Genomic DNA, 24,481 nt, shown 5'->3' on the forward strand with positions numbered 1-24,481 from the left:
GCCTGATGCTGCGCCCGATCGCGATCGCCTACGGCCGTGCACTGCGCTCGCAGTTCTCGAGCCGCATGCTGCTGTTGTCGGTCGTGCCGCTGCTGCTCTCGCTGGCGCTGTGGGGCAGCCTGCTGTACGCCGGCATGCAGCCCCTGTACGACTGGCTGCAGGACACGTTCAGGGAATACGGGCTGTTCGAGACCAGCGGCAGCATCCTGTCGATGCTGGGCCTGGGCTTCCTGAAGACCCTGGTGGTGCCGCTGGCGGCGATGCTGGCGCTGCTGCCGCTGATGATCATCACCTCGCTGCTGTTCATCGGCGTGGGCGCGATGCCGGCCATCGCGCGCCACGTCAGCAGGATCCAGTTCCCGGGCCTGGAACGGAAGGAGGGCGGCAGCTTCCTCGGCAGCCTGGGCGTCAACCTGTCCGGCATCGTGGTGTTCGCACTGCTGTGGATCGTGACCCTGCCGCTGTATGCGCTGGCGCCGCTGGCGCTGGTGGTGCAGGCTGTGCTGTGGGGCTGGCTGACCGCGCGCGTGATGAGCTACGACGCGCTGTCGATCCACGCCAGCGTCGAGGAGCGCCACGCCATCGTCCGCGGCCGCCGGCGCCAGCTGCTCCTGATCGGCACCATCTCCGGCCTGCTCGGCGCGCTGCCGGGCGTGGCCTGGATCGGCGGGGCGCTGCTGTCGGTGGTGCTGTTCCCGGTGCTGGCCGTGCTGTCGATCTGGCTCTACCTGATCATCTTCATCTTCACCGGGCTGTGGTTCCAGTACTACTGCCTGCAGGCGCTGGCCGACCTGCGCGCCGCACAGTCGGGCAAGGAGCCCGCGCCGCTCTGAGAGCGTTTTCAATCCAAGGAGGCAAGGATGGCATTCGGACTCATTATCATCGGTGATGAAATCCTGTCCGGCAAACGCAGCGACAAGCACCTGCCCAAGGTGATCGAGCTGCTCGGCGAGCGCGGGCTGCGCCTGGCCTGGACCGAGATCGTCGGCGACGATCCGGCGCGCATCACCGCGCTGCTGGAGCGCAGCTTCGGCGGGTCCGACATCGTGTTTTCCTGCGGCGGCATCGGCGCCACCCCGGACGACCACACCCGCCAGTGCGCGGCGGCGGCGCTTGGGGTGCCGCTGGCGCTGCATCCGGAAGGGAAGCTGCTGGTCCAGGAACGCATCCGCGAGACTGCGCGCGAGGCCGGCATCGAGCCCGACCTGAACAGCCCCGACAACCTGCATCGCCTCAAAATGGCCGAATTCCCGGCCGGCAGCGCCATCATCCCGAATCCCTACAACCGCATCCCCGGCTTCAGTGTCGCCAGGCACGCCGGTGCGCCGCATCACTTCGTGCCGGGCTTCCCGGTCATGGCGTGGCCGATGATTGCCTGGGTGCTCGATACCTGCTACCGCGACCTGTTCCACCGCGAAGCCCGCGCGGAGCGGTCGATGCTGGTTTTTGAACAGGCCGAATCGGTGCTGACGCCGCTGATGGAGCGCCTGGAAGCAGCCTATGCGGGCGTCAACGTATTCAGCCTGCCCAGCGTTGGTGATGGTGAGACCCGCCGCCACATCGAGCTGGGCGTGAAGGGTGATCCGGTTCAGGTTGCTTCCGCCTTCGGCGACATGTGTGCCGAACTGGAGCGCATGAAGGCCGAATACCAGCTCTTACCCTAGCACTTGCAGGCGTAGTTGCGAGAGGCGTTGCGGCGCTGGTACGGTGGTTCAAACTGAGCCGTTGTTTTTTTGCGAAAATACTGGGGCGATGTCAAAAATCTGTACGAGTGGCTCCTGTGTGTCACATTGATGTGGTGGAATGATGTCTGTAGGCAGCGCAATCTAGAGTGAGGTTGCGCCTGGCTTTGTGAACTTCTTGACGACCTGGATCACTCGCACCGACCAGTAGTGGCAGTAGTGGGCGCGCCGGTTGACGGGAATGGCAGAACATAGATTCAAACCGGTAAAACCATATGCAAAGTACTCGCCGTCCGGGACGGCCCCGTATCTCCCGCGCCTTCCGCCGCATCCGCAACCTCGTGCTGCCGGGCCATTCTGCACTCGCCGGCGTGCCCGCGATGGCCGCCGTGCATGATGTTCCCCTGCACGACAACGCAACCCGCCTGGAGCCGAATTTCGAGCCTACGGCCGTTCCCTTGCCTGCGGAAGCCGGCCAGGGCATGGAGCCGCCCTCGACGCCGGCGCCGCCGCCCCGGCCCCGCTGGCGCAAGCTCAAGCGCAGCTTGCTGGTGCTGCTGCTGATCGCGGTTGCCGGCGGTTCCGCGTTTGCCGTCTACGAAAGCCGCACTTCGGCGATGCAGGCGCGCTTTTTCGCGGGCCTGGCCAAGAAGGTCAGCTACCGCGTCGAGAACGGCCCGAGCGACGCGATCCGCTTCCCCTCGGCCAGCCCCTATGACGAACGGCTCGGCTACTCGAACCTGCCGAACTACCTGGCCAAGCTGAAGACGCGCGATTACGTGATCGTGTCGCAGGCGCGCATGTCGCCCAAGATGGTGGAGCTGGCCGACATGGGCCTGTTCGCGACCTACCACGAAAAGACCCGCGCCGGCCTCGACATCCTCGACTACAGCGGCGTGCCGCTGTTCTCGGCGCGCTTCCCGGAACGCCTGTACGAGCAATTCGACACCGCGCCTTCGCTGCTGGTGCAAAGCCTGCTGTTCATCGAGAACCGCGAGCTGCTCGACACCACCTATCCGAAGCGTAACCCGGCGGTCGAGTGGGACCGCTTCTCGAAGGCCGTGTTCGACAAGTCCCTGCACGCGGTCGGCCTGGGCAGCGGCGGCCGCGTCGCCGGCGGCAGCACGCTGGCGACCCAGATCGAGAAGTACCGCCATTCGCCGGAAGGCCGCACCGCCTCGCTGACGGACAAGCTGCGCCAGATGGCCTCGGCCATGCTGCGTTCCTACCAGGACGGCGAGGACACCAGCGCGACCCGGCGCCGCATCGTGCTCGAATACCTGAACACGGTGCCGCTGTCGGCCAAGCTGGGCTACGGCGAGGTGAACGGCATCGGCGACGGCATGTGGGTCTGGTACGGGCGCGATTTCGCCGAAGTGAACCGCATCCTGCGCAGCAATGCCGCGACGCCCGAGTTTGCGCTGGTCTACAAGGAAGCGCTTTCCCTGATGATCGCGCAGCGCCGCCCCGCCTATTACCTCGGCGCCGGCGAGAAGGATCTCGAACAGCTCACCAACAGCCACCTGCGGGTGCTGGCCCAGGCCGGCGTGATCTCCCCGGCCCTGCGCGACGCCGCGCTGGCCGTGACCCTGCATCCGGCGCTCGGCTCCGGCGTGGCGCCGCCGCCGGCCAACACCTTCGTCACCCGCAAGGCCGCCAACGCGGTGCGCAACCACCTGGCCAACCTGCTGGGCGATTCGCGCCTGTACAACCTCGACCGCCTCGACCTGTCGGTGGTGACCACGCTGAATGCGGACGCCCAGAAGGCCGTCACCGCGGCCCTGCGCCGCCTGACCGACACCGAAGCCGCGGCCGCCGCCGGCCTGACCGGCAAGGGCATGCTCGGCAACGGCGACCCGTCGAAAGTCGTGTACAGCTTCACGCTGATGGAGCGCGGCCCCCAGGTCAACTACCTGCGGGTCCAGACCGACAACTACGACCAGCCGCTCGACATCAACGAAGGCGCCAAGCTCGACCTCGGCTCGACCGCCAAGCTGCGCACCCTGACGACCTACCTCGACATCGTCGACCAGCTGCACCAGCGCTATGAGCCGATGAGCAAGGCCGAACTGGCCAAGGTGAAAGTCGATCCGAAGGACCGGCTGAGCCAATGGGCGGTCGAGTACTTCATGACGCTGCCGGCCGGCGCCGACCGCGGCCTGCCGCCGATGCTGCATGCGGCGATGGAGCGCAAGTACTCGGGCAATCCGGGCGAAGCCTTCTTCACCGGCGGCGGCGTGCACATCTTCGGCAACTTCAGCAAGCTGGACGACAGCCGCATCCTGACCGTGCAGCAGGCGCTGCAGAACTCGACCAACCTGGTGTTCGTGCGCCTGATGCGCGACGTGGTGCGCTACTACATGTTCCAGCTGCCGGGCTCCTCGGCCCAGCTGCTGGCCGACGCCGACGACCCACGCCGCGCCGAGTACCTGTCGCGCTTCGCCGACCGTGAAGGCAAGGATTTCCTGGCGCGCTTCTGGAACAAGTACCGCGGCATGGAGTGGCCGGAGATCGAGACCGCGCTGATGCAGGGCGTGCGCCCGGCCGCGTCGAAGCTCGCGGCGGTCCACCGCACCATCATGCCGGACGCCTCGCTGGCCGAGTTCAGCAAGTTCATCCACACCCGCCTGCCGGACGACAGGGAGGTCGACGAGGAACGCATCGCCAAGATGTACGACCAGTACTCGGTGGCGAACATGTCGCTGGCCGACCGCGGCTACGTCGCCTCGGTGCACCCGCTCGAGCTGTGGCTGGCCGGCTACCTGCGCACCCATCCGAAAGCCGGCTGGGACGAGGTGACCAAGGCCTCGGTCAAGGAGCGCCAGGAAGTCTACTCCTGGCTGTTCAAGACCCACCGCAAGCATGCCCAGGACAAGCGCATCGCCGGCCTGATCGAGGTCGAAGCCTTCCTGAAGATCCACGCGCAGTGGAAGAAGATGGGCTACCCCTTCGACTCGCTGGTGCCGTCCTACGCGACCACGCTGGGCGCCTCGGCCGACCGTCCGATCGCGCTGGCCGAGCTGATGGGCATCATCGTCAACGGCGGCGTGCGTAAGCCGACCCAGCGCATCGACTCGCTGCACTTCGCCAAGGACACGCCGTACGAGACCCTGGTCAAGCGCGGCCAGCTTGACAAGGGCGAGCAGGTGCTGAACCCCGACGTCGCGCGCGCGGTGGCCGACGCCATCCGCGGCGTGGCGCAGGAAGGCACGGCCAAGCGCGTCAAGCAGGCCTTCTATAAACAGGACGGCAGCGTGATCGCGATGGGCGGCAAGACCGGCACCGGCGACCAGCGCTTCGACGTCTACGGCGCCGGCCACCGCCTGATCGAATCGCGTTACGTGAACCGTTCGGCCACGTTCGTGTTCAACATCGGCGAGCGCTTCTTCGGCAGCATGACGGCCTATGTGCACGGTCCGGAATCGGCCCATTACGACTTCACCAGCGCACTGCCGGTGCAGCTGCTGGTGACGCTGGCGCCGAGCCTGATGCCGATGATCGAAAAGCAGGACCTGGTGACGGTGCCGGGCCTGCACGTGACGACCGCGGCCGAGAAGGCGGCGGCCGCCACCGCGAAGGGCGCCCAGCTGAGCGACGACGTCGCCACCGTGAAGCCGGCGCCGGACGACGCCAAGGTGGAAGAGGTGGAGGCGCTGGCCAGGCCGGCCAAGCCGGCGGCGGCCGAGCCGGTCAAGCCGGCGGCGGAAGCCAGGCCGGCCAAACCGGCCAAGGCGGCCGCCGAGCCGGTCCATGCCAAGCCGGCGAAGGACGCCGCCGCGAACGCCAGGACCGAAGCCGGCGACGCGCCGCATCGCAAGCCGGCCGGGGAGGGCGCCCATCCCAGGGCGGCCGATGTCCTGCGCGCGAAACCGCGCGCCGAGGCGCCGGAACAGCCGAAGCCCGAGCCGGCGCGTCCGAAGCCGGCCGCGGTGGAGGAAGTGCTGCATTGAACGGCAGCCCTGAACGGCAGGGGGCCGCGTGAGGCGGCCCAAGCTCGGCAAGTTCAGCCTGGTGTCGCTGCGCGACCTGCTGGTCGCGTCCTTACCCACCATACTGCTGGTGCTGGCCGCCTGCGTGGTGGCCTACATCGTGGTCGACCCCGCGCCGCCGCGCCGCGTGGTGCTCGCCACCGGCCAGGAAAACAGCGCCTACGAAGAGTTCGGCCGCAAGTATGCGGCGCTGCTGGCGCGCGAGGGCATCAAGGTCGAGCTGCAGCGCTCGCTCGGCTCCGAAGACAACCTGCAGCGCCTGCTCGACGGCCGCGCCGACATCGCCTTCGTGCAGAGCGGCTCGACCAGCGAAGCCAGGACCGGGCAGCGCGAGCTGATGTCGCTCGGCAGCCTGTTCACCGAGCCGGTGTGGCTGTTCCTGCGCACACCTAAAATCCACAGCCTGACCCAGTTGAAGGGCCTGCGCATCAACCTCGGCCCCGAAGGCACGGGCGTGCCCCGGCTGTTCCGGCAGGTGCTGGCGGTGAACGGGGTCGAGCCAGGCCAGCTCACCATCTCCGCGCTGGAGAATACCGCGGCCACCGTCGAACTGCTGGCCGGCCGTATCGACGGCCTGGTGTTCAGTTCCGCGCCCGAGGCGCCGCTGATCCAGATGCTGCTGCAGACCCCGGGCATCCGTCTCTTCGACTTCCGCCAGGCCGAGGCCTACACGCGCCGCCTGCCTTTCCTGACCCATGTGGTGCTGCCGCGCGGGATCGTCGACCTCGGGCGCGACATACCATCGCAGGACTTCCACCTGATCGCGCCGACCGCGACCCTGGTCGCGCGCGAGGACCTGCATCCGGCCCTGGTCGACCTGTTCGTGAAATCCGCCATCGAGATCCACGGCGGCGCCGGCTGGTTCTCGCAGCAGGGCCAGTTCCCGTCGCCGAAGTACACCGAGATCCCGGTCGCGCGCGAGGCCGCCAAGTACTACCGCGACGGCCCGCCTTTCCTGCAGCGCTACCTGTCGTTCTGGCTAGCCAACCTGTTCGACCGCCTGTGGGTCGTGGTGGTGGCGCTGGCGGCGCTGGTGATCCCGCTGTCGAAGATCGTGCCGCCGCTGTACGTGTGGCGCATCCGCTCGCGCGTGTACCGCTGGTACGGTCAGCTGCGCGCGGTCGAGCAGGCGCTGGAGAACGCGGACCCGGCCGATTGCGACCAGGTGCGCACCGACCTGCTGCGCCGCCTCGACGACATCGAGGCGCGCGTGAACCACATCTCGATTCCGCTGGCCTATGCCGATGCGCTGTACGGCCTGCGCAGCCACATCAACTTCGTGCGCCAGCGCGTGCGGGCCGGGATTAAAACCTAGCCGTTCAAGAGACCGCGAAAACCGTCGTCAAGCGCCCACCCAGGGCAGGCCGGCCTTGCACCAGCCGCCCACGGTCTTGCGGTGGCCGTCGCCGTCGCGGTCGCCCTCGAAGCCTTCGAGAATGTCGAACGCATTTTTATAGCCGAGCTCGGTCGCGACGCGGGCCGCATGGCGCGAGCGCACGCCGGAGCGGCACAGGAACAGCACCACGTCGTCCTTGTCGGCGGCCTGCTGGAGCTGGGTGGCGAAGTCGGGGTTCGGCGCGCCGCCCGGATACAGGCTCCACTGCACGGCGCCCTGCTGGCCCTCGGGGATGGCGGGGCGGCCGATCCAGTCGCGCTCCGCATTCGTGCGCACGTCGACCAGTTTGACGCGCGGGTCCGTCTGGAGGAGGGCGAAGGCTTCCTGCGGCGTGACGGCGCCGGCATAGGGCTGGCCCGGGGCGCGTTCCCTGGCGGCGCGCAGGATCTCGTCGTTTGTACTCATGGCTTCCTCCTGGTTGAGTTCGTTCGCAGCGCTCGCACAAATGGTGCACGCTGCCTCAAGTTGGTGCATACTGCCGCACTTGCACCAAGCTGGTGCGTATGCATGAGTTTGCACTCGGCTTGCATCAAGTTTGTGCACCCTTACCGGGTCATTGATTTTAAGGGGCAAAACGCGAGCGATCCAAGGACTGATTGCTTATTTGCTCATGGTCAAGTGCTGGCACAATTTCTGCTTTAACTGAAATGCGCCTGTCGCACGCCCCCTTGGCGTCGCCGACACCCCTTTTTCAATCAGGAGAATACGAATGGCAAGGACCGCCGCAGATGTAATGCAGATGCTGAAGGAAAACGAAGTCAAGTTCGTCGATTTGCGTTTCGCCGATACCCGCGGCAAAGAGCAGCACGTGACCGTTCCCATCTCGCATTTTGACGAAGACAAGTTCGAATCCGGCCACGCTTTCGACGGCTCGTCGATCGCCGGCTGGAAAGGCATCGAAGCATCGGACATGCTGCTGATCCCGGACCCGAGCACCGCCAACATCGACCCGTTCATGGAAGAGACCACCGTCTTCATGCAGTGCGACGTGATCGAACCGTCGGACGGCAAGGGCTACGACCGTGACCCGCGCTCGATCGCCAAGCGCGCCGAGGCCTACCTGAAGTCGTCGGGCATCGGCGACACCGCCTTCTTCGGCCCGGAGCCGGAATTCTTCATCTTCGACTCGGTCAACTGGAAAATCGACATGTCCGGTTCGATGGTCAAGATCAATTCGGAAGAAGCTTCCTGGTCGACCGACAAGGAATTCGAAGGCGGCAACAGCGGCCACCGTCCGACCGTCAAGGGCGGCTACTTCCCGGTCCCGCCGGTCGACAGCTTCCAGGACATGCGTTCGGAAATGTGCCTGATCCTCGAAGCCCTGGGCATCCCGGTCGAAGTGCACCACCATGAAGTGGCCGGCGCCGGCCAGAACGAAATCGGCACCCGGTTCTCGACCCTGGTCGAGCGCGCCGACTGGACCCAGAACATGAAGTACGTGATCTGGAACGTCGCCCACAGCTACGGCAAGACCGCCACCTTCATGCCGAAGCCGATGAACGGCGACAACGGCTCGGGCATGCACGTGCACCAGTCGATCTGGAAGGACGGCAAGAACCTGTTCGCAGGCGACGGCTATGCCGGCCTGTCGGAAACCGCCCTGTACTACATCGGCGGCATCATCAAGCACGCCAAGGCCCTGAACGCGATCACCAATCCGGGCACCAACTCGTACAAGCGCCTGGTGCCGGGCTACGAAGCCCCGGTCAAGCTGGCCTACTCGGCCCGTAACCGTTCGGCGTCGATCCGCATCCCGCACGTGGCCAACCCGAAGGGCCGCCGCGTCGAAGTGCGCTTCCCGGACCCGCTGGCCAACGTCTACCTGTGCTTCGCTGCGCTGCTGATGGCCGGCCTGGACGGCATCCAGAACAAGATCCACCCGGGCGAAGCCGCGACCAAGGACCTGTACCACCTGCCGCCGGAAGAGGACAAGCTGATCCCGACCGTCTGCTCGTCGCTGGAAGAGGCGCTGGAAGCACTGAACAAGGACCGCGAGTTCCTGACCCGCGGCGGCGTGTTCAGCGACAGCATGATCGACGCCTACCTCGAGCTGAAGATGCAGGAAGTGCAGCGTCTGCGCATGACCCCGCACCCGGCCGAGTTCGACATGTACTACTCGTCGTAATCGATCGTCAACGCGTACACGTTTAGTGTATCCGTGAGGTAACAAAAACGCGGGGAAAGCCGGCTGGCTGCCCCGCGTTTTTTTCATCCGGAGTCGGATGCGGTATAGTCGGAAGCTTCCCAACCAGGCACATTCGTGCCGACTGACCTGATGCGAATGACAAGCATTGCTTTCATGCTGCGCCCGGCCGGCATGCTTTTGGCGCTGACGCTGGCCACACCCGCCTTTGCCCAATCCGTCGTCTACCGCTGCGTCGACAAGGAAGGCCGCGTGCTCTACACCGATGCCAACGCCGGCAACTGCAAGGTGGTCGATTCGATCGTCTCCGGCGCCATCTCGTCGCCGGCGCCGACCCGTGCACCGGCCGTGAGCATGCGCCAGGGCGCCGCCCGTCCGGCGCCCGCGGCGTCCAGCCCGGCGAACTTCCCGCGCGTCGACAGCGCCACCCAGCGCGCGCGCGACGACGACCGCCGCGCGATCCTCGACGAGGAGCTGCGCTCCGAGGAAAAGAAGCTGGCCGACCTGAAACGCGACTTCAACAACGGCGAACCGGAACGCCAGGGCAACGAGCGCAACTACGCCAAATACCAGGAGCGCGTGGCCCGGATGCGCGACGACATCGGCCGCGCCGAGAAAAACATCGAAGCGATCAAGCGCGAGATCGCCAACATCCGCTGACCCTGTGACCCACACCTTCGAATGACGACTTCCGACCGTTTCACCGGGCTCGAACTGCTGGCCTCCGCCGTGCTGGTCGCCGACACCGGCGGCCTGGTGCGCTATGCGAATCCGGCCGCCGAACACCTGCTCGAGATCTCGGTGAAATCGCTGTCGCGCCAGAAGCTGGCCGGGCTCTTCCTGAACGGCGAGGAGCTGGATGCGCTGTGCCGGCAGGCGCTGGCGCACAAGTACGCCGACCTGCGCCAGGACCTGACCCTGCAGCGCGGCGGGCGCGAGCCGCTGCACGTGCACAGCATCGTCAGCGCGGCCGGGGATGGCGAAGTGGTGGTCGAGCTGCGCGAGAACGTGCAGCAGCTCAAGCTCGACCGCGAAGAGCGCCTGCTCGACCAGAGCCAGGCCAACAAGGAACTGATCCGCAACCTGGCGCACGAGATCAAGAACCCGCTGGGCGGCATCCGCGGCGCGGCGCAATTGCTGGAACTCGAGCTGCCGGATGCGTCCCTGAGGGAATACACCCAGGTCATCATCAAGGAAGCCGACCGCCTGCAGACCCTGGTCGACCGCCTGCTGGCGCCGCACCGTCGCCCGCACATCGTCGGCGACGTTAACATCCACGAAGTCTGCGAGCGCGTGCGCAGCCTGGTGCTGGCCGAATTCCCGGCCGGCCTGGCGATCCGGCGCGACTACGACGCCTCGATTCCCGAATTCCGCGGCGACAAGGAACAGCTGATCCAGGCCGTGCTGAACATCGTCCACAACGCCGCCCAGGCCCTGCGCGCGCGCATTGCCGCGGGCGACGCCCAGATCGTCCTGCGCACCAGGGTGGCGCGCCAGGTCACCCTGGCCAAGGTTCGTTACGGGCTGGCATTAGACTTGCATATCATTGACAATGGACCGGGCATCGCCCCCGAGATCCGCGACCGCATCTTCTATCCGCTCGTCTCCGGACGGGAGGGCGGCAGCGGCCTCGGGCTGACGCTGGCGCAGACCTTCGTGCAGCAGCACCTGGGGATGATCGAGTGCGAAAGCCGGCCTGGACTGACGGACTTCCGCATCCTGATCCCCCTGCCATAAGCGGCGGGCGCAGTGCGGCCGCGGTCCAAACAATGAACCATTGCGGAAGCACGAATACATGAAACCAATCTGGATTGTCGACGACGATGCATCGATCCGCTGGGTGCTGGAAAAGGCCCTGGCGCGCGAGAACCTCGCAACCCGGAGTTTTGCCAGCGGCCGCGAGGCGCTGGCCGCGTTCGAGGACGACAGCCCGCAGGTGCTGGTCTCGGACATCCGCATGCCGGGCGAATCCGGCCTCGACCTGCTGGCCGCCGTCAAGGAAAAGCATCCCGGCCTGCCGGTGATCGTCATCACCGCGTTCTCCGACCTCGATTCCGCGGTCGCTTCCTTCCAGGGCGGCGCCTTCGAATACCTGGCCAAGCCCTTCGACATCGACAAGGCGGTCGCGCTGATCCGGCGCGCGCTGGAAGAGAGCCTGCGCGAAGCCAGCGTCGAGATCGCCCCCAGCGAGACCCCCGAGATCCTCGGCCAGGCGCCGGCGATGCAGGAAGTGTTCCGCGCCATCGGCCGCCTGTCGCAGTCGAACGTGACGGTCCTGATCACGGGCGAGAGCGGCACCGGCAAGGAGCTGGTCGCGCGCGCCCTGCACAAGCACAGCCCGCGCGCTTCCCAGCCTTTCATCGCCCTGAACACGGCGGCGATCCCGAAGGACCTGCTCGAATCCGAACTGTTCGGCCACGAGCGCGGCGCCTTCACCGGCGCCCAGGCAATGCGGCGCGGCCGCTTCGAGCAGGCCGAGAACGGCACCCTGTTCCTGGACGAAATCGGGGACATGCCCTTCGATTTGCAAACCCGGCTTCTGCGCGTGCTGTCCGACGGCCACTTCTACCGCGTCGGCGGGCACCAGCCGGTCAAGGCGAACGTGCGCGTGATCGCCGCCACCCACCAGAACCTGGAGCAGCGCGTGCGCGACGGCCTGTTCCGCGAAGACCTGTATCACCGCCTGAACGTGATCCGGCTGCGCCTGCCGTCCTTGCGCGAGCGGCGCGAGGACATCCCCCTTCTGGTGCGCCACTTCCTGGTGCAGAGCGCACGCCAGTTGGGCGTCGAGGCCAAGCGCCTGAGCGAGGAGGCGGTACGCTTCCTGTCCGGCCTGGAACTGCCGGGCAATGTGCGCCAGCTCGAAAACCTGTGCAACTGGATCACCGTGATGGCGCCCGGCCAGACCGTCGAGGTCAAGGACCTGCCGCGCGACCTGACCCAGGCCCAGCCGGCCGGCGCGGCCTCCCCGAGCGCCACGGCGGCGGCGGTGGCGATGCCGGCGCCGTCGGCCGGCCTGCTGCAGGGCTTTGCCGACGGCGGCGGCGTCCTGCCGTCGATGGCCTTGCCGGTGCCGGCCGGCGCCGACGGCTGGATCGGCCTGCTCGAACTGCAGGCCGCGCGCATGCTGTCCGAAGGCCAGGTCGAGGTGATGGACGTGCTCGGCAAGCAGTTCGAAACGGCCCTGATCCGCACGGCGCTCAAGCATACGCACGGGCGCAAGAACGACGCGGCGATCCGGCTGGGGATCGGTCGGAATACCATCACCCGCAAGATTGCCGAGCTGGGGATCGACGGCGCGAAGGACGAATAAGCGTCGTCCCCGCAGTCCCCGTCGTCCCCGCGCAGGCGGGGACGACGCGCTAACTTGGTGTAAGCTCTTGCATCCGCGCACCACGCGCTGCTTCATCGAATCCTCATGCTGATCAACTGCGTCGCCTACCAGGAAGGTAAAAAACTCTCCGATATTCCCGTCGAGGACATCAGCGACTATCTGGCCTTGCCCGGCTGCTTCGTCTGGGTCGCGCTGCGTGACGCCAGCGATGAAGAGATGGCGCAGATGCAGGAGGAGTTCAACCTGCACGAACTGGCGGTCGAGGACGCCGCGCGCGGCCACCAGCGGCCGAAGATCGAGGAATACGGCGACTGCCTGTTCACCGTCGTGCACACCATCGACCTCGAGGGCGACGCCCTGGCCACCGGCGAGCTGGCCATCTTTGCCGGCCCCAACTACGTGCTGTCGGTGCGGCGCGACGCCGCCAAGGGCTTCCTGGGCGTCCGCGCGCGCGCCGAGCGCGAGCCGCACCTCCTGAGCATGGGCTCGTCCTTCGTGATGTACGCGCTGATGGACGCCGTGGTCGACCGCTATTTCCCGATCGTCGACCTGCTCGAGTCCGAGCTGGAAACCATCGAGGACCGCATTTTTACCCACGGCGCCCAGCGCCAGAACGTCGAGCGCCTGTACCAGCTCAAGCGCAAGGGCGTGGAGCTGCGCCATGCCGTGATCCCGCTGATGGACGCCGTCGGACGCCTGCTGGGCGGCCGTGCGCCGGTCCTGGCCACCGGGGTCCAGGATTACTTCCGCGACGTGCACGACCACCTGATCCGCATCGCCGGCCGCCTCGACACGATCCGCGACACGATCGCCACCGCGATCCAGGTGAACCTGTCGATGGTGTCGATCGACGAGAGCGAAGTGAACAAGCGCCTGGCTGCCTGGGCCGCGATCTTCGCCGTGTTCACGGCCTTCGCCGGCGTGTGGGGGATGAATTTCAAGTACATGCCCGAGCTGGAATGGAAGTGGGGCTACCCGATGGCGCTGGGCGCAATGATTGCCGTCTGTATCTATTTGTATCGGCGTTTCCGCAAGGCCGGCTGGCTATAGCGTGATGAAAACGTGAAGGAAGTCATAAAAAGGCGCCCCAGGGCGCTTTTTTGTTGCCATGCAGCAAATTGAGCGAGCCGAATGTTGTTCAGCAAGTTAATATTTGTTACGAAATGTTCTGTTGTAGATATGCATTTTTTGCGTGGTAGATATTGACCAAGGGGCAAGGAGGCAACCATTATTCAGCCTGCCGCCTTGGGTCGACGCTTTCGCCCAAGCGAGCGCATCATCATCCACGTTTGGGACAAGAATGTTTAAGGAAAAAACCCTGTCGCGCTCCGTGCGCGTCATGTTCGCCGGCGCCCTGGGCGTCGGCCTGTTGGGCCAGGCCCTGGCGCAGGAATCGGACAAGCCGATCGCCCGCGTCGAAGTGACCGGCTCGTCGATCAAGCGCGCCGACGTCGAAGGCTCGCTGCCGGTACAGATGGTCAGCGCCGCCGACATCAAGCGCACCGGCGCCACCAACACCGCCGAACTGCTGACCACCCTGACCGCGAACACCATGGCCGGCGCAAGCAACCAGGCTGAAGGCGCGGGCCAGTCGACCTATGGCCTGTCCAGCGCCAGCCTGCGCGGCCTCGGCTCGAGCAAGACCCTGGTGCTGGTCAACGGCCGCCGCCTCGGCAACTACGCCACCGACGGCACCGCCGTCGACGTCAACTCGATCCCGCTGGCCTCGATCGATCACGTGGAAGTGCTGAAGGACGGCGCTTCCGGCGTGTACGGTTCGGACGCGATCGGCGGCGTCATCAACTTCATCACCCGCCAGAACTACCAGGGCGTGGAAGCCACCGCCTACACCAGCGTCAGCCGCTATGGCGGCGGCCAGACCCACAAGGCCAGCCTGCTGGCCGGCTGGGGCGATTTCGACGAAGACCGCTACAACATCACCCTGTCGGCCGACGTCAGCAAGGATGACGCGATCTTCGGCCGCCAGCGCGGCTATGCGAACAACGCCTGGAACAACAACGGCCTGCGCGACGCCAGCGCCACCCCGAGCGGCGCCTTCAGCACCTTCGACCCGGTCACCACCCCGAACGCAATGGGCGTGACCCCGAACGCGCTGAACTCGATCGGCTCCGGCATCGGCAACGGCCTGTCGCAGAGCAACTGCGCGGCCAACGGCAGCGCCTGGGACGCCAACCTCGGCAAGTGCCGCTTCGACAGCTCGCCGTACGTCAACCTGGTGCCGGCAGCCAAGCGCGCCAACGTGGGCGGCAGCTTCCGCTTCAAGCTGAACGACAAGGCCGAACTCTTCATGGAAGGCTTCGTGTCGCGCAACGAGACCACGCAGCGTGCGCAAGCCTCGCCGTACAGCGCCTCCTTCCTGTCGACCGACCCGGCCTTCGCGACCCAGAACCTGTACCCGGCGATCGTCGTGTCGCCGAGCAGCCCGTACTACCCGACCGCGCTCGCCACCTCGGCCGGCGTCAACGGCCAGCCGCTGACCGTCAGCTACCGCGCCTTCGACGGCGGCGACCGCATCGCGCGCGACACCGCGATCGCCTCGCACCTGGCCATGGGCTTCCGCGGCACCGTCAAGGGCTATGACTACGACGTCGCCTACACCCACAACTCGAGCGACGTCACCGAGCGCGCGATCCAGGGTTACCAGAACCAGACCGCGCTGGTCCGCCTGCTGAGCAACAACAACGCCTTCAACCCGCTGACCCAGTACCAGTCGGCCGACCTGGCGCGCCAGATCTACGGCACCAACTACGTCGGTCCGGTGATGAACGCGACCCTGCGCAACGACGCGCTGAACGCACGCATCTCGGGCGACCTGTACCAGCTGCCGGCCGGCATGATGAAGTTCGCCGTCGGCGCCTCGATGAGCGACGAGAACCTGTCGGTCAACCCGAGCGCGGCTTACCAGAGCGGCGACGTGTCCGGCTACGGCGGCGCCCAGCTGCCGCTGTCGGCATCGCGCAATTCGTCGGCGGTGTTCGCCGAGACCATCGTCCCGATCGTCAAGAACCTGGAAGCCGACGTGGCCGTCCGCCACGACCGCTACCCGAACGCCAGCGCCACCAACCCGAAGGTCAGCCTGCGCTGGCAGCCGGTCTCGCAGCTGCTGCTGCGCGGCTCCTACGGCAAGGGCTTCCGCGAGCCGTCGCTGCCTGAGCTGATGAACCAGCAGACCATCGGCACCAGCCCCAACCTGACCGACCCGGTCACCGGCCAGTTCGGCCAGTTCAACCAGACCTACGGCGGCAACCCGAAGCTGCAGCCGGAGAAGTCGGAACAGTCCTCGCTGGGCTTCGTGGTCGATCCGGTCAAGGGCCTGTCGATCGCCGTCGACTGGTGGAAGATCAACGTGAACAACCTGGTGACCACGCTGTCGCCGTCGTTCACGCTGAACCAGGCGGCCGCCGGCAACCCGGCCTACACCAGCCTGGTGAGCCGTGATTCCGCAGGCAACATCACCAACATCGTCGGCACCAACATCAACGCCGGCAGCGTGAAGACCGAAGGCATCGACCTGGACGTGCGCTACGCCCTGCTGAAGAGCCCGACCTACGGCAACTTCAACCTGCGCCTGAACGGTACCTACACCTCGAAGTACGACCTGACCCTGGCGGACGGCACGGTGCAGCGCAGCGTCGCCGCGACCATCGACAAGGACGGCAACGTCCTGGGCGCGGTCTCGAACGGCGGCATCATCTTCCGCTGGCGCGACCAGCTGACCCTGGACTGGAAGTACAAGAAGGTCGGCCTGTCGCTGACCAACAACTTCCAGTCGGGCTACTGGGATGCAGCCCGCGCTGATGCGGACCTGCCGATCGCCCAGCACGTCGGCGCCTTCTCGACCTGGGACCTGCAGGGTACCTACGGCGGCATCAAGAACCTGACCCTGACCGCAGGCGTCAAGAACCTGTTCAACCGCAAGCCGACCGAAGTCATCACTGGTGGTTCCTACTTCCAGACTGGCTACGATCCGACCTGGTACGACCCGCACGGCCAGACCGGCTACGTGAGCGCGACCTACCAGTTCTAATCCTGGTACAGGCGTAAGCGAAAACCCGCCGCATGCAGATGCGGCGGGTTTTTTTATTTGAAGACCTTCTTCGGCAGCATCGCATGCACGCCGACGTTGCCGTCCACCAGCTGGGTGATTTCCATGTCGACCGCCACGCTGGACAGCATGTAGGCGTCGTCGCGCGACAGCTTTTTCTCGTCCACCAGGAAGGCGATCATGTCGCGCAGCGCCAGCGTGGTCGCTTCCTTCAGGTCCTTCGAAAAGCCCATCGAGATGTAATGGGTCGGGGTTTCGGCGCGCGGCCAGATCAGGTGGCGGTCCTTGTGCACCACGAAGCGGAAGGTGCCGGACAAATAGGTTTCCAGCGCCGTGATGTCGACTTCGCCGTTGCCCTGGGCCGCGTGGCCGTCGCCGGCCTGGAACAGGGCGCCCTTGGCGGCGACCGGAATGTAGAGGGTGGCGCCGGCCACCAGCTCCTTGTTGTCCATATTGCCCGCGTGGACAAAAGGCGGGGCGCTATCGATCTTGCCGCCGGCCGGGGCCACGCCCATGCTGCCGAAGAAGGGGCGCAGCGGGATCTCGATGCCCGGCGCGAAGTGGCCGACCATCTTCCGGCGGTCCAGCGGCACCACCTTGTAGCGGCCGTAGGGATACTCGGTCGGCAGGAAGCCGGAACCGACGCCGAACACGTTGCAGGCGAAGTTCGCGTCCAGGTCCACCTTCAGGATCTGCACTTCGAGCACGTCGCCCGGCTCGGCTTCCGCGATCGCCACCGGCCCGGTCAGGATATGGCCGCCCGGCCCCTTGTCCTGCACTTCATTGTAGATCGCCGCGGTATAGGGCGGGATGTCTTCCGGCCTGACTCCGCGCGCGATCATGCGCTCGGGCGAGCCGCAGGTCGACAGGGTCTGCATGCGCACCGTATCGCCCGAATGGACGGTCAGGGCGGGCTTGGACTGGCCCGAGTAATAGCCCCAGGCGACGGTGGCGGGGGTGGCGGGCAGGGTGTAGTCGGCGGCGAAGGCAGGCGCGCAGGCGACCAGGCCGAGGCAGGTGGAGAGGATTTTTTTGCGCATGGAGGCGGTGGTTGGAATGGTCGTAGGGTGGGCACCTTGTGCCCACGCGTGACCTTATCACAGCGCCTGCGTCCGCGCGGGCACGCGGCGCCCACCCTACGATGCGCTCGCCGCGGTGGCCCCGCAGGCCAGGATGACCAGGCCGATGCCGAGCCACTGGACCCCGCCGAGCCGTTCGCCCAGCACCGCGAAGCCGGCCAGCGCCGCCACAGCCGGCGAGGAGCTGACCAGGATGCCGAACACGCGCCGCGGCAGCCTGCGCAGCGCGATCATCTCCAGCGTGTAGGGGGCGGCCGAGGACAGCACCGCGACCGCGAGCCCGGCCAGCAGCACGAAGGGCGAGAGCAGGGCGCTGCCGGCGTAGACCGCGCCCACCGGCACGATGAAGACGCTGGCCGCCAGCATGCCCCAGGCCACCGTGCCGGAACCGGCCGCCTGCGAGGCGCGCTTGCCGAACACGATGTACAGCGCCCAGCAGAACGCGGCGCCGGCCGCATAGGCGATTCCGGCCGGGTCGAGCGCGGCTCCGGCCCCGGCGCGCAGCGGCAGCAGTAGCCACAGGCCGAAGGCCGCGCAGGCCACCCACACGAAGTCGCGCGCGCGGCGCGAGGACAGCAGCACCACCGCGAGCGGCCCCATGACCTCGATCGACACCGCGATGCCGATCGGGATCCGCGAGAAGGCCCGGTAGATCAGCAGGTTCATGCTGCCGAGCGCGAGGCCGTAGAGCAGCAGGCTGGGAATCTCGGCGCGCGAGGGCAGGGTGCGCCAGGGGCGGGTGAACGCCGCCAGCAGCAGGGCCGACAGGCCGACCCGCAGCCCGACCACGCCTTCGGCCCCGACCAGCGGGAACAGGTGCTTGGCGAAGGCCGCCCCGGCATAGGTCGAGACCATCGCCGCGGCGATCGCCAGCACCGGGAGCGTGGCGCTGTCCCCGGCTGCGGCGAAGGCGAGCTTGTCGGCCGGGGTGGTCACGCTCAGGCGACCAGCGACAGGGCCACGGCCTCGGCGACCTTGATGCCGTCGATCGCCGCCGACATGATGCCGCCCGCGTAGCCGGCGCCTTCGCCGGCCGGGTACAGGCCGCGCGTGTTCAGGCTTTCGAGGCTGTCGTCGTGGCGCTTGATGCGGATCGGCGAAGAGGTGCGGGTCTCGACGCCGGTCAGCACCGCGTCTTCCTTGTAGTAGCCCTTGATCTGCTTGTCGAAGGCGACGAAGGCTTCGCGCAGGGCGACGGTGGCGTAGTCGGGCAGGGCGGTGGCGAGGTCGGTCAGGTGCACGGCCGGCTTGAAGGACGGGACCACCGAGCCGAATTCCGTCGAGGCCACGCCGCGCACGAAATCGCCCATCAGCTGGCCCGGCGCATCGTAGTTGCTGCCGCCGTGGACGAAGGCGCGCGACTCCAGCTCGCGCTGGAAGGCGATGCCGGCCAGCGGGTGGCCCGGGTAGTCTTCCGGCGTGATGCCGACCACGATCGCGCTGTTGGCGTTGCGTTCGGCGCGCGAGTACTGGCTCATGCCGTTGGTGACCACGCGGCCTTCCTCGCTCGAGGCGGCGACCACGGTGCCGCCCGGGCACATGCAGAAGCTGTACACGCTGCGGCCGTTCGAGGCGTGGTGCACGATCTTGTAGTCGGCCGCGCCGAGGATCTTGTTGCCGGCGTTCGGGCCGAAGCGGCAGGCGTCGATCAGCGACTGCGGGTGCTCGACCCGGAAACCGATCGAGAACGGCTTCGCTTCGACATACACGCCGCGGTCGTACAGCATCTGGAAGGTGTCGCGCGCGCTATGGCCGACCGCCATCACCAGGTGGCGGGTCGGGATTTCCTCGCCCGAGGCCAGGCGCACGCCGACCACCTGGCGATTGCCGCCTTCGCCGTCGACCAGCACGTCCTCGACCCGGGTCTCGAAGCGGATCTCGCCGCCCAGCGACAGGATCTCGGCGCGCATCTGCTCGACCATCTTGACCAGGCGGAAGGTGCCGATGTGCGGCTTGCTGACGTACAGGATCTCTTCCGGTGCGCCCGACTTCACGAACTCGGACAGGACCTTGCGGCTGTAGTGCTTGGGATCCTTGACCTGGCTGTACAGCTTGCCGTCCGAGAAGGTGCCGGCGCCGCCTTCGCCGAACTGGACGTTCGACTCGGTGTTCAGCTTGCGCTTGCGCCAGAAGCCGAAGGTATCGACGGTGCGCTCGCGCACCACCTTGCCGCGTTCCAGGACCAGCGGATTCAGGCCCATCTGGGCCAGGATCAGGGCCACGAACAGGCCGCACGGGCCCATGCCGACCACCACCGGACGCGGCATGCCGGGCGCCGGCTTCGCGGTGGTAACGAATTTATAGCCGGTGTCGGGGGAGGGCATGACCTGGCGGTCGTGCTGCAGTCGTTTCAATACCTGCGCCTCGTCCTTCACCTGCACGTCCAGCGCGTAAATCAGCACGATGGCGCTGCGCTTGCGTGCGTCGTAGCTGCGCTTGAACACGGTGAAGTCGATCAGCTCGTCTTCAGCGATGCCGAGACGGCTCAGCACGGCCTGGCGCAGTGCCGGTTCAGGATGGTCAAGGGGAAGTTTTAATTCGGCAATTCTCAGCATGGGTAGGGGCTTCGCTAGCAAACGCGTCAGAGGTTCAACCCTCTATTGTAAGCCGCCCGGCGCTCGTCGTGGAAATGTCCGCCCGCAGCGTGTCCGGTGTCCGCACTGTCCGGCATGCGCCGCGCTTGCCTGTACAGCAGTGTCCGGACGGCTGTCTTTGTGTCCGGTACGTTGCACATATCCAACATGGGACAAATTAAGGACAAATTCTTTGTATGCACCATAAATGGGCGCGCGCCATTTTATTGGCCGACTTGCCTATACATATGATGCAGCGCAATACGTCGAATCGTGAGGATATCGAGGTGTATTTATGCGTATTTACTTGATTTTGTTCAATTTTTTTTTGGCGTGAATAAGCTTATGCGTTTTGGAAACAGTTGTATTGCTGCGCTACACAATTGTGCATATTGCGCTGCCCCAACATGGTGCGCGAATTTGTCGTATTTACGGCCGTATGCTTGATGGGTTTTTGGCAATTGACACTTGCAGAAACGTTATGTTTCTATGTGCGTACATATCTTTGTCTCAACAAGGATACGGCTTCGCCTTATCGGTGAAAAAAGAGAGGAAAGCCAGTGGTTTTGGCAACAGGAAGTGATTCAGCAAGCAGTTATCGGGCCGTTGAGAGAACGGTTGAAACACCACAATAGGAAATCACATGCTTAAGAAAACCGTTTTAGTACACGCATTGAGCCTGGCGTTTGCCGGCGCTGCGTTGACCGTTGGCGTGATGGAGCCGGCAATGGCCCAGTCGAACGCCTCGGGTAACATCGTCGGCAGCATCGACGCCCCTGCCGGTGCAACGATCAACATGGTGAACACCGAAACCGGCTATCGCCGTTCGGTCACGCCGGAGCCGAGCGGCCGCTATATCGCGACCGCCATGCCGCCGGGTCACTATCGTGTCGAGCTCGTGCGTAACGGTGCCGTTGCCAATACCATGGAAGTCGACGTGCTGATCGGCCAGGGTGTCGATGCATCCTTCCGCGCAGCCGGCGTGCAGACCGTGCAGGTGAGCGGCCGCCGCAACCGTATCGACGTGTCGAATACCAATAACGGCGCGGTGTTCACCGCGAAGGAACTGGCCAAGCTGCCGACCACCCAGAACGTGGCGGCGATCATCCAGCTGGCTCCGAATACCACCCGTGCCGACCCGCGCTACTCGGGCGGCGCTTCCTTCGGCGGCGGCGCGCCGTCGGAAAACTCGTACTACATCAACGGTTTCCCTGTCACCAACCCTGTCACCCAGCTGGGCGCCTCCGAACTGCCGTTCGGCGCGATCGCCCAGGCACAGGTGCTGACCGGCGGCTTCGGCGCAGAATTCGGCCGTTCCGTGGGCGGTGTGGTCAACATCACCACCAAGAGCGGTACCAACAACTGGGAAATCGGCGCCAGCGCGCAGTTCACCCCGGACAGCCTGCGTTCGAGCGCCAAGAACCGCTATTACCCGAACACCGGCGCCAAGGAAAATGCGGCGACCGACGGCACCCTGTACCTGCAGCGCGACAATATGCATCGCAACGAGTACCTGTACTCGGCCAACATCGGCGGCCCGCTGATCAAGGACACCCTGTTCGCCTTCGTCGCCCTCGAGCAGCGCCGCGCCAACCAGGAACGCGTGAACGGTATCCGCACCTCGTCCTCGCTGGCCGCGACCGGCTACGAGAAGACCCAGGACAAGACCGACCGCTACGTCGGCAAGTTCGACTGGAACATCAACGACAACAACCGCCTCGAAGCGACCTTCATCGGCGACGTCGGCCGTGAAAACCGCCAGCTGTTCGGCTACACCTACCCGACCGGCAGCGGCTCGGGCATCGTCGGCCCGCAGACCGCCTCGCAGCACTACAAGAACAACGAAAACTTCTCGCCGTCGATCGGCGCCGAAGTCTCGATCTTCCGCTACACCGGCAACCTGACCGACAACCTGACCCTGACGGCGCTGGCCGGCGAGAGCCGCAACCCGGTGTCGTCGAGCTACGACCAGGTCGGCAATGTACCGGCAAACATCTTCCAGATCAGCGCACCGAGCAACGCACGTGCGCCGGGCCTGAACTACTTCAGCCCGCAGGTGCTGTCGGGCAGCGTGGACAACGCCGAATCGAGCAGCACCATCCGCTCCAAGCGCCTGGACCTGGAATACAAGCTGGGCGACCACACCATCCGCGCTGGTCTCGACAACAATGAACTGCTGTCGAGCAAGATCGGCCAGACCTACGGCGGCGGCGGTATCTGGGTGTATGCCAAGACTGCCAACCCGAACAACCCGCTGGCCTTCGGCCCGACCCGCGCCACCACCGCCAGCGGCGGCGGCCTGGGTACCCAGGGTTACTACGTGAGCAAGCGCCTGTTCGACTCGGTGACCGACGCCGGCTCGAAACAGGATGCGCAGTACATCGAAGACCGCTGGCAAGCCACCAAGAACCTGCTGCTGACCCTGGGCCTGCGTAACGAAGGCTTCAAGAACATCAACGGCGACGGCCAGACCTTCCTCGAAGTCAAGAGCCTGATCTCGCCGCGTATCGCAGCGAGCTGGGACGTGAACGGCGACTCGTCGCTGAAAGTCTACGGTACCGCCGGCCGCTACGCGCTGCAGATCCCGACCCACCTGGCAGTGCGCGGCGCCAGCCGTTCGACCCTGACCCGCCAGGCCTTCACCTATACCGGCACCGACCAGTACGGCCAGCCGACCGGCCTGAATCCGATCTCGGGCGTCTACTCGGTGAACAACGAGCTGGGCCAGGCGAAGGATCCGAACACCGTCACCGCCCGCGACATCAAGGCCACCTACCAGGATGAAGCCACCCTGGGCCTGGAAAAAGCCTGGACCCCGGACCTGACCGTCGGCGCACGCGTTACCTACCGCAAGCTGAAGCAGACCATCGACGATTACTGCGATCCGCGCCTGTTCGACAAGTATGCCGCCGATCACAACATCAACACCGACAACTGGACCGGCTTCGGTTGCGCCACCTTCAACCCGGGCGGCGATTCGACCTTCCTGGTCGACTATGCAGGTACCGGCTCGAACTACACCAAGGTGCATTTCACCGCGGCCGAAATGGGCTTCGACAAGCCGAAGCGTACCTACGCCGCGATCGACCTGTTCGCCGAGCACCCGTACCGCAACGGCTGGTATGGCCGCGTGAGCTACACCTGGTCGCGCAGCAAGGGTAATACCGAAGGCCAGACCAAGTCGGACAACGCACAGACCGACGTCGCCGCGACCTCGACCTGGGATAACCCGGAGCTGATGGTGGACTCCTATGGCCTGCTGCCGAACGATCGTACCCACCAGATCAAGGCCTTCGGCTTCTACGACATCACGCCGGAATTCACGGTCGGCGGCAACCTGCTGGCAGCCTCTGGCCGTCCGCGCAGCTGCTTCGGCTGGAACCCGGATGTGCCGCCTGAGGCTGACTACGGTTCGGTGTTCTTCTACTGCAACGGCAAGCCGGCGCCGCGCGGCTCCTACGGCAAGCTGCCTTGGGATGTCCGTCTGGACCTGAACCTGGCTTACCGTCCGGCTGCGCTGAAGGACCTGGCATTCAAGGTTGACGTGTTCAACGCCACCAACCGCCAGACCGTCCAGGTGTACGACGAAACCTACAACGTGAGCAGCACGACCGATGTCAGCCCGACCTACGGCCAGGTGATCAGCTACACCGCACCGCGTTCGGTCCGCTTCTCGGTGGAGTACAGCCACAAGTTCTGATCGAACTCCGGTTCGGCAGTCTCGAAAGCCCGCGGGTTCGCCCGCGGGCTTTTTTTATCTGTTCAATAGTGTTGTTTGACACCCACAACATCGGCGCCGGCATGCATCGGGCGAAAGGCGTTTTTTCACGCCGCGCTTTCACTGGAGCGCACCAAATTGTTGCGTCGCGGGCAAGGCGCAAAGCGCTGGGGAGGGAGGTGAGATTTTTGTTAAGGCCCGCAGAATGGCGGGATTGCGGCAAGAATTTTATTCGCCTAAAGCGAGTGGGAGAGGCGAAATATTGCGGCGCACCATGCGGCTGCACGCTTCTTGCACCGTAATGGTGCAAATAAATCCAGCTAAAAACAGGCTGGTTGATACATATACGAAATTGACACCCCAAGAATTTGTGTGTTTTTATCGCAATAGTTTATCTTTTGAGCAAAGACCATCCGGTCATTCATGATGCAGGAGATAAATACACCTGTCAATACATGGGCGGGGAGTTAAGTGATTTAAAACAAGGCAGCCTACAAGGCT

Annotated in this window: 15 protein-coding genes; 11 read left to right on the forward strand and 4 right to left on the reverse strand. The window is 65.5% G+C overall.

Annotation, left to right across the window (positions count from 1 at the left end; genetic code table 11):
• Window positions 1-5 precede the first annotated feature (5 nt).
• From AM586_RS20670 to AM586_RS20685, 4 genes are all read left to right on the forward strand, one after another.
• Window positions 6-833, forward strand: a complete 828-nt coding sequence (locus tag AM586_RS20670) for an EI24 domain-containing protein (protein WP_047824483.1) — start codon at window positions 6-8, stop codon at window positions 831-833.
• 27 nt (window positions 834-860) lie between these two features.
• Window positions 861-1,664, forward strand: coding sequence for a molybdopterin-binding protein (locus AM586_RS20675; RefSeq protein ID WP_047824482.1), 804 nt, complete (start codon window positions 861-863; stop codon window positions 1,662-1,664).
• Between the two features lie 500 nt (window positions 1,665-2,164).
• On the forward strand, window positions 2,165-5,632 hold the full coding sequence (locus AM586_RS20680) for a transglycosylase domain-containing protein (RefSeq protein WP_229411130.1): 3,468 nt from the start codon (window positions 2,165-2,167) through the stop codon (window positions 5,630-5,632).
• A 28-nt stretch (window positions 5,633-5,660) separates the two neighbouring features.
• Complete coding sequence (locus AM586_RS20685) at window positions 5,661-6,986, forward strand: TAXI family TRAP transporter solute-binding subunit (protein ID WP_047824480.1); 1,326 nt, start codon at window positions 5,661-5,663, stop codon at window positions 6,984-6,986.
• A 27-nt stretch (window positions 6,987-7,013) separates the two neighbouring features.
• Here AM586_RS20685 and AM586_RS20690 read toward each other — a convergent pair whose 3' ends face one another.
• The gene (locus AM586_RS20690) at window positions 7,014-7,472 is read right to left on the reverse strand and encodes a rhodanese-like domain-containing protein (RefSeq protein WP_047824478.1); all 459 of its coding nucleotides are present in this window, start codon (window positions 7,470-7,472) and stop codon (window positions 7,014-7,016) included.
• Window positions 7,473-7,776: 304 nt separating this feature from the next.
• Here AM586_RS20690 and glnA point away from each other — a divergent pair, with 304 nt between their 5' ends.
• The 6 genes from glnA (at window position 7,777) to AM586_RS20720 (ending at window position 16,592) form a co-directional block, all read left to right on the forward strand.
• A complete protein-coding gene (gene glnA / locus AM586_RS20695; protein ID WP_047824477.1) occupies window positions 7,777-9,192 on the forward strand; it encodes a type I glutamate--ammonia ligase in 1,416 nt (471 codons plus the stop codon).
• A gap of 156 nt (window positions 9,193-9,348) precedes the next feature.
• Window positions 9,349-9,870: a DUF4124 domain-containing protein gene (locus AM586_RS20700; RefSeq protein WP_082439421.1), complete on the forward strand. Its 522-nt coding sequence runs from the start codon at window positions 9,349-9,351 to the stop codon at window positions 9,868-9,870.
• A 21-nt stretch (window positions 9,871-9,891) separates the two neighbouring features.
• Window positions 9,892-10,947, forward strand: coding sequence for a nitrogen regulation protein NR(II) (glnL, locus tag AM586_RS20705; protein ID WP_047824473.1), 1,056 nt, complete (start codon window positions 9,892-9,894; stop codon window positions 10,945-10,947).
• A gap of 58 nt (window positions 10,948-11,005) precedes the next feature.
• Complete coding sequence (gene ntrC / locus AM586_RS20710; protein ID WP_047824471.1) at window positions 11,006-12,523, forward strand: nitrogen regulation protein NR(I); 1,518 nt, start codon at window positions 11,006-11,008, stop codon at window positions 12,521-12,523.
• A gap of 105 nt (window positions 12,524-12,628) precedes the next feature.
• The gene (gene corA, locus AM586_RS20715) at window positions 12,629-13,594 is read left to right on the forward strand and encodes a magnesium/cobalt transporter CorA (RefSeq protein ID WP_047824469.1); all 966 of its coding nucleotides are present in this window, start codon (window positions 12,629-12,631) and stop codon (window positions 13,592-13,594) included.
• 250 nt (window positions 13,595-13,844) lie between these two features.
• Window positions 13,845-16,592 (forward strand): TonB-dependent receptor, encoded by a 2,748-nt coding sequence (locus tag AM586_RS20720; protein WP_047824467.1) that lies wholly within the window; start codon window positions 13,845-13,847, stop codon window positions 16,590-16,592.
• A gap of 53 nt (window positions 16,593-16,645) precedes the next feature.
• On the opposite strand, the gene AM586_RS20725 is transcribed toward AM586_RS20720, so the two are convergent.
• The 3 genes from AM586_RS20725 to AM586_RS20735 all read right to left on the reverse strand — a co-directional run bounded on the left by AM586_RS20725 (window position 16,646) and on the right by AM586_RS20735 (window position 20,244).
• Window positions 16,646-17,650: an acetamidase/formamidase family protein gene (locus AM586_RS20725; RefSeq protein ID WP_047824465.1), complete on the reverse strand. Its 1,005-nt coding sequence runs from the start codon at window positions 17,648-17,650 to the stop codon at window positions 16,646-16,648.
• Window positions 17,651-17,746: 96 nt separating this feature from the next.
• Complete coding sequence (locus AM586_RS20730; protein WP_229411108.1) at window positions 17,747-18,625, reverse strand: EamA family transporter; 879 nt, start codon at window positions 18,623-18,625, stop codon at window positions 17,747-17,749.
• Window positions 18,626-18,627: 2 nt separating this feature from the next.
• Window positions 18,628-20,244 carry an NAD(P)/FAD-dependent oxidoreductase gene (locus AM586_RS20735; protein WP_047824463.1) on the reverse strand — a complete coding sequence of 539 codons (1,617 nt, stop codon included), beginning with the start codon at window positions 20,242-20,244 and terminating at the stop codon, window positions 18,628-18,630.
• 661 nt (window positions 20,245-20,905) lie between these two features.
• Here AM586_RS20735 and AM586_RS20740 point away from each other — a divergent pair.
• Window positions 20,906-23,962: a TonB-dependent receptor gene (locus AM586_RS20740; RefSeq protein ID WP_047824461.1), complete on the forward strand. Its 3,057-nt coding sequence runs from the start codon at window positions 20,906-20,908 to the stop codon at window positions 23,960-23,962.
• The last annotated feature ends 519 nt before the right edge of the window (window positions 23,963-24,481 follow it).

The sequence above is a fragment of the Massilia sp. WG5 genome (assembly GCF_001412595.2).
Taxonomy (GTDB): Bacteria; Pseudomonadota; Gammaproteobacteria; order Burkholderiales; family Burkholderiaceae_D; genus Telluria.

Bases quoted from the DNA above. Each gene is read 5' to 3' on its own strand.
- AM586_RS20725 (WP_047824465.1), bottom strand. From the start codon at position 17,650: ATGCGCAAAAAAATCCTCTCCACCTGCCTCGGCCTGGTCGCCTGCGCG.
- AM586_RS20690 (WP_047824478.1), bottom strand. From the start codon at position 7,472: ATGAGTACAAACGACGAGATCCTGCGCGCCGCCAGGGAACGCGCCCCG.
- AM586_RS20740 (WP_047824461.1), top strand. From the start codon at position 20,906: ATGCTTAAGAAAACCGTTTTAGTACACGCATTGAGCCTGGCGTTTGCC.
- ntrC (WP_047824471.1), top strand. From the start codon at position 11,006: ATGAAACCAATCTGGATTGTCGACGACGATGCATCGATCCGCTGGGTG.
- glnA (WP_047824477.1), top strand. From the start codon at position 7,777: ATGGCAAGGACCGCCGCAGATGTAATGCAGATGCTGAAGGAAAACGAA.
- AM586_RS20670 (WP_047824483.1), top strand. From the start codon at position 6: ATGCTGCGCCCGATCGCGATCGCCTACGGCCGTGCACTGCGCTCGCAG.
- glnL (WP_047824473.1), top strand. From the start codon at position 9,892: ATGACGACTTCCGACCGTTTCACCGGGCTCGAACTGCTGGCCTCCGCC.
- AM586_RS20720 (WP_047824467.1), top strand. From the start codon at position 13,845: ATGTTTAAGGAAAAAACCCTGTCGCGCTCCGTGCGCGTCATGTTCGCC.
- AM586_RS20680 (WP_229411130.1), top strand. From the start codon at position 2,165: ATGGAGCCGCCCTCGACGCCGGCGCCGCCGCCCCGGCCCCGCTGGCGC.
- AM586_RS20675 (WP_047824482.1), top strand. From the start codon at position 861: ATGGCATTCGGACTCATTATCATCGGTGATGAAATCCTGTCCGGCAAA.
- corA (WP_047824469.1), top strand. From the start codon at position 12,629: ATGCTGATCAACTGCGTCGCCTACCAGGAAGGTAAAAAACTCTCCGAT.
- AM586_RS20735 (WP_047824463.1), bottom strand. From the start codon at position 20,244: ATGCTGAGAATTGCCGAATTAAAACTTCCCCTTGACCATCCTGAACCG.
- AM586_RS20700 (WP_082439421.1), top strand. From the start codon at position 9,349: ATGACAAGCATTGCTTTCATGCTGCGCCCGGCCGGCATGCTTTTGGCG.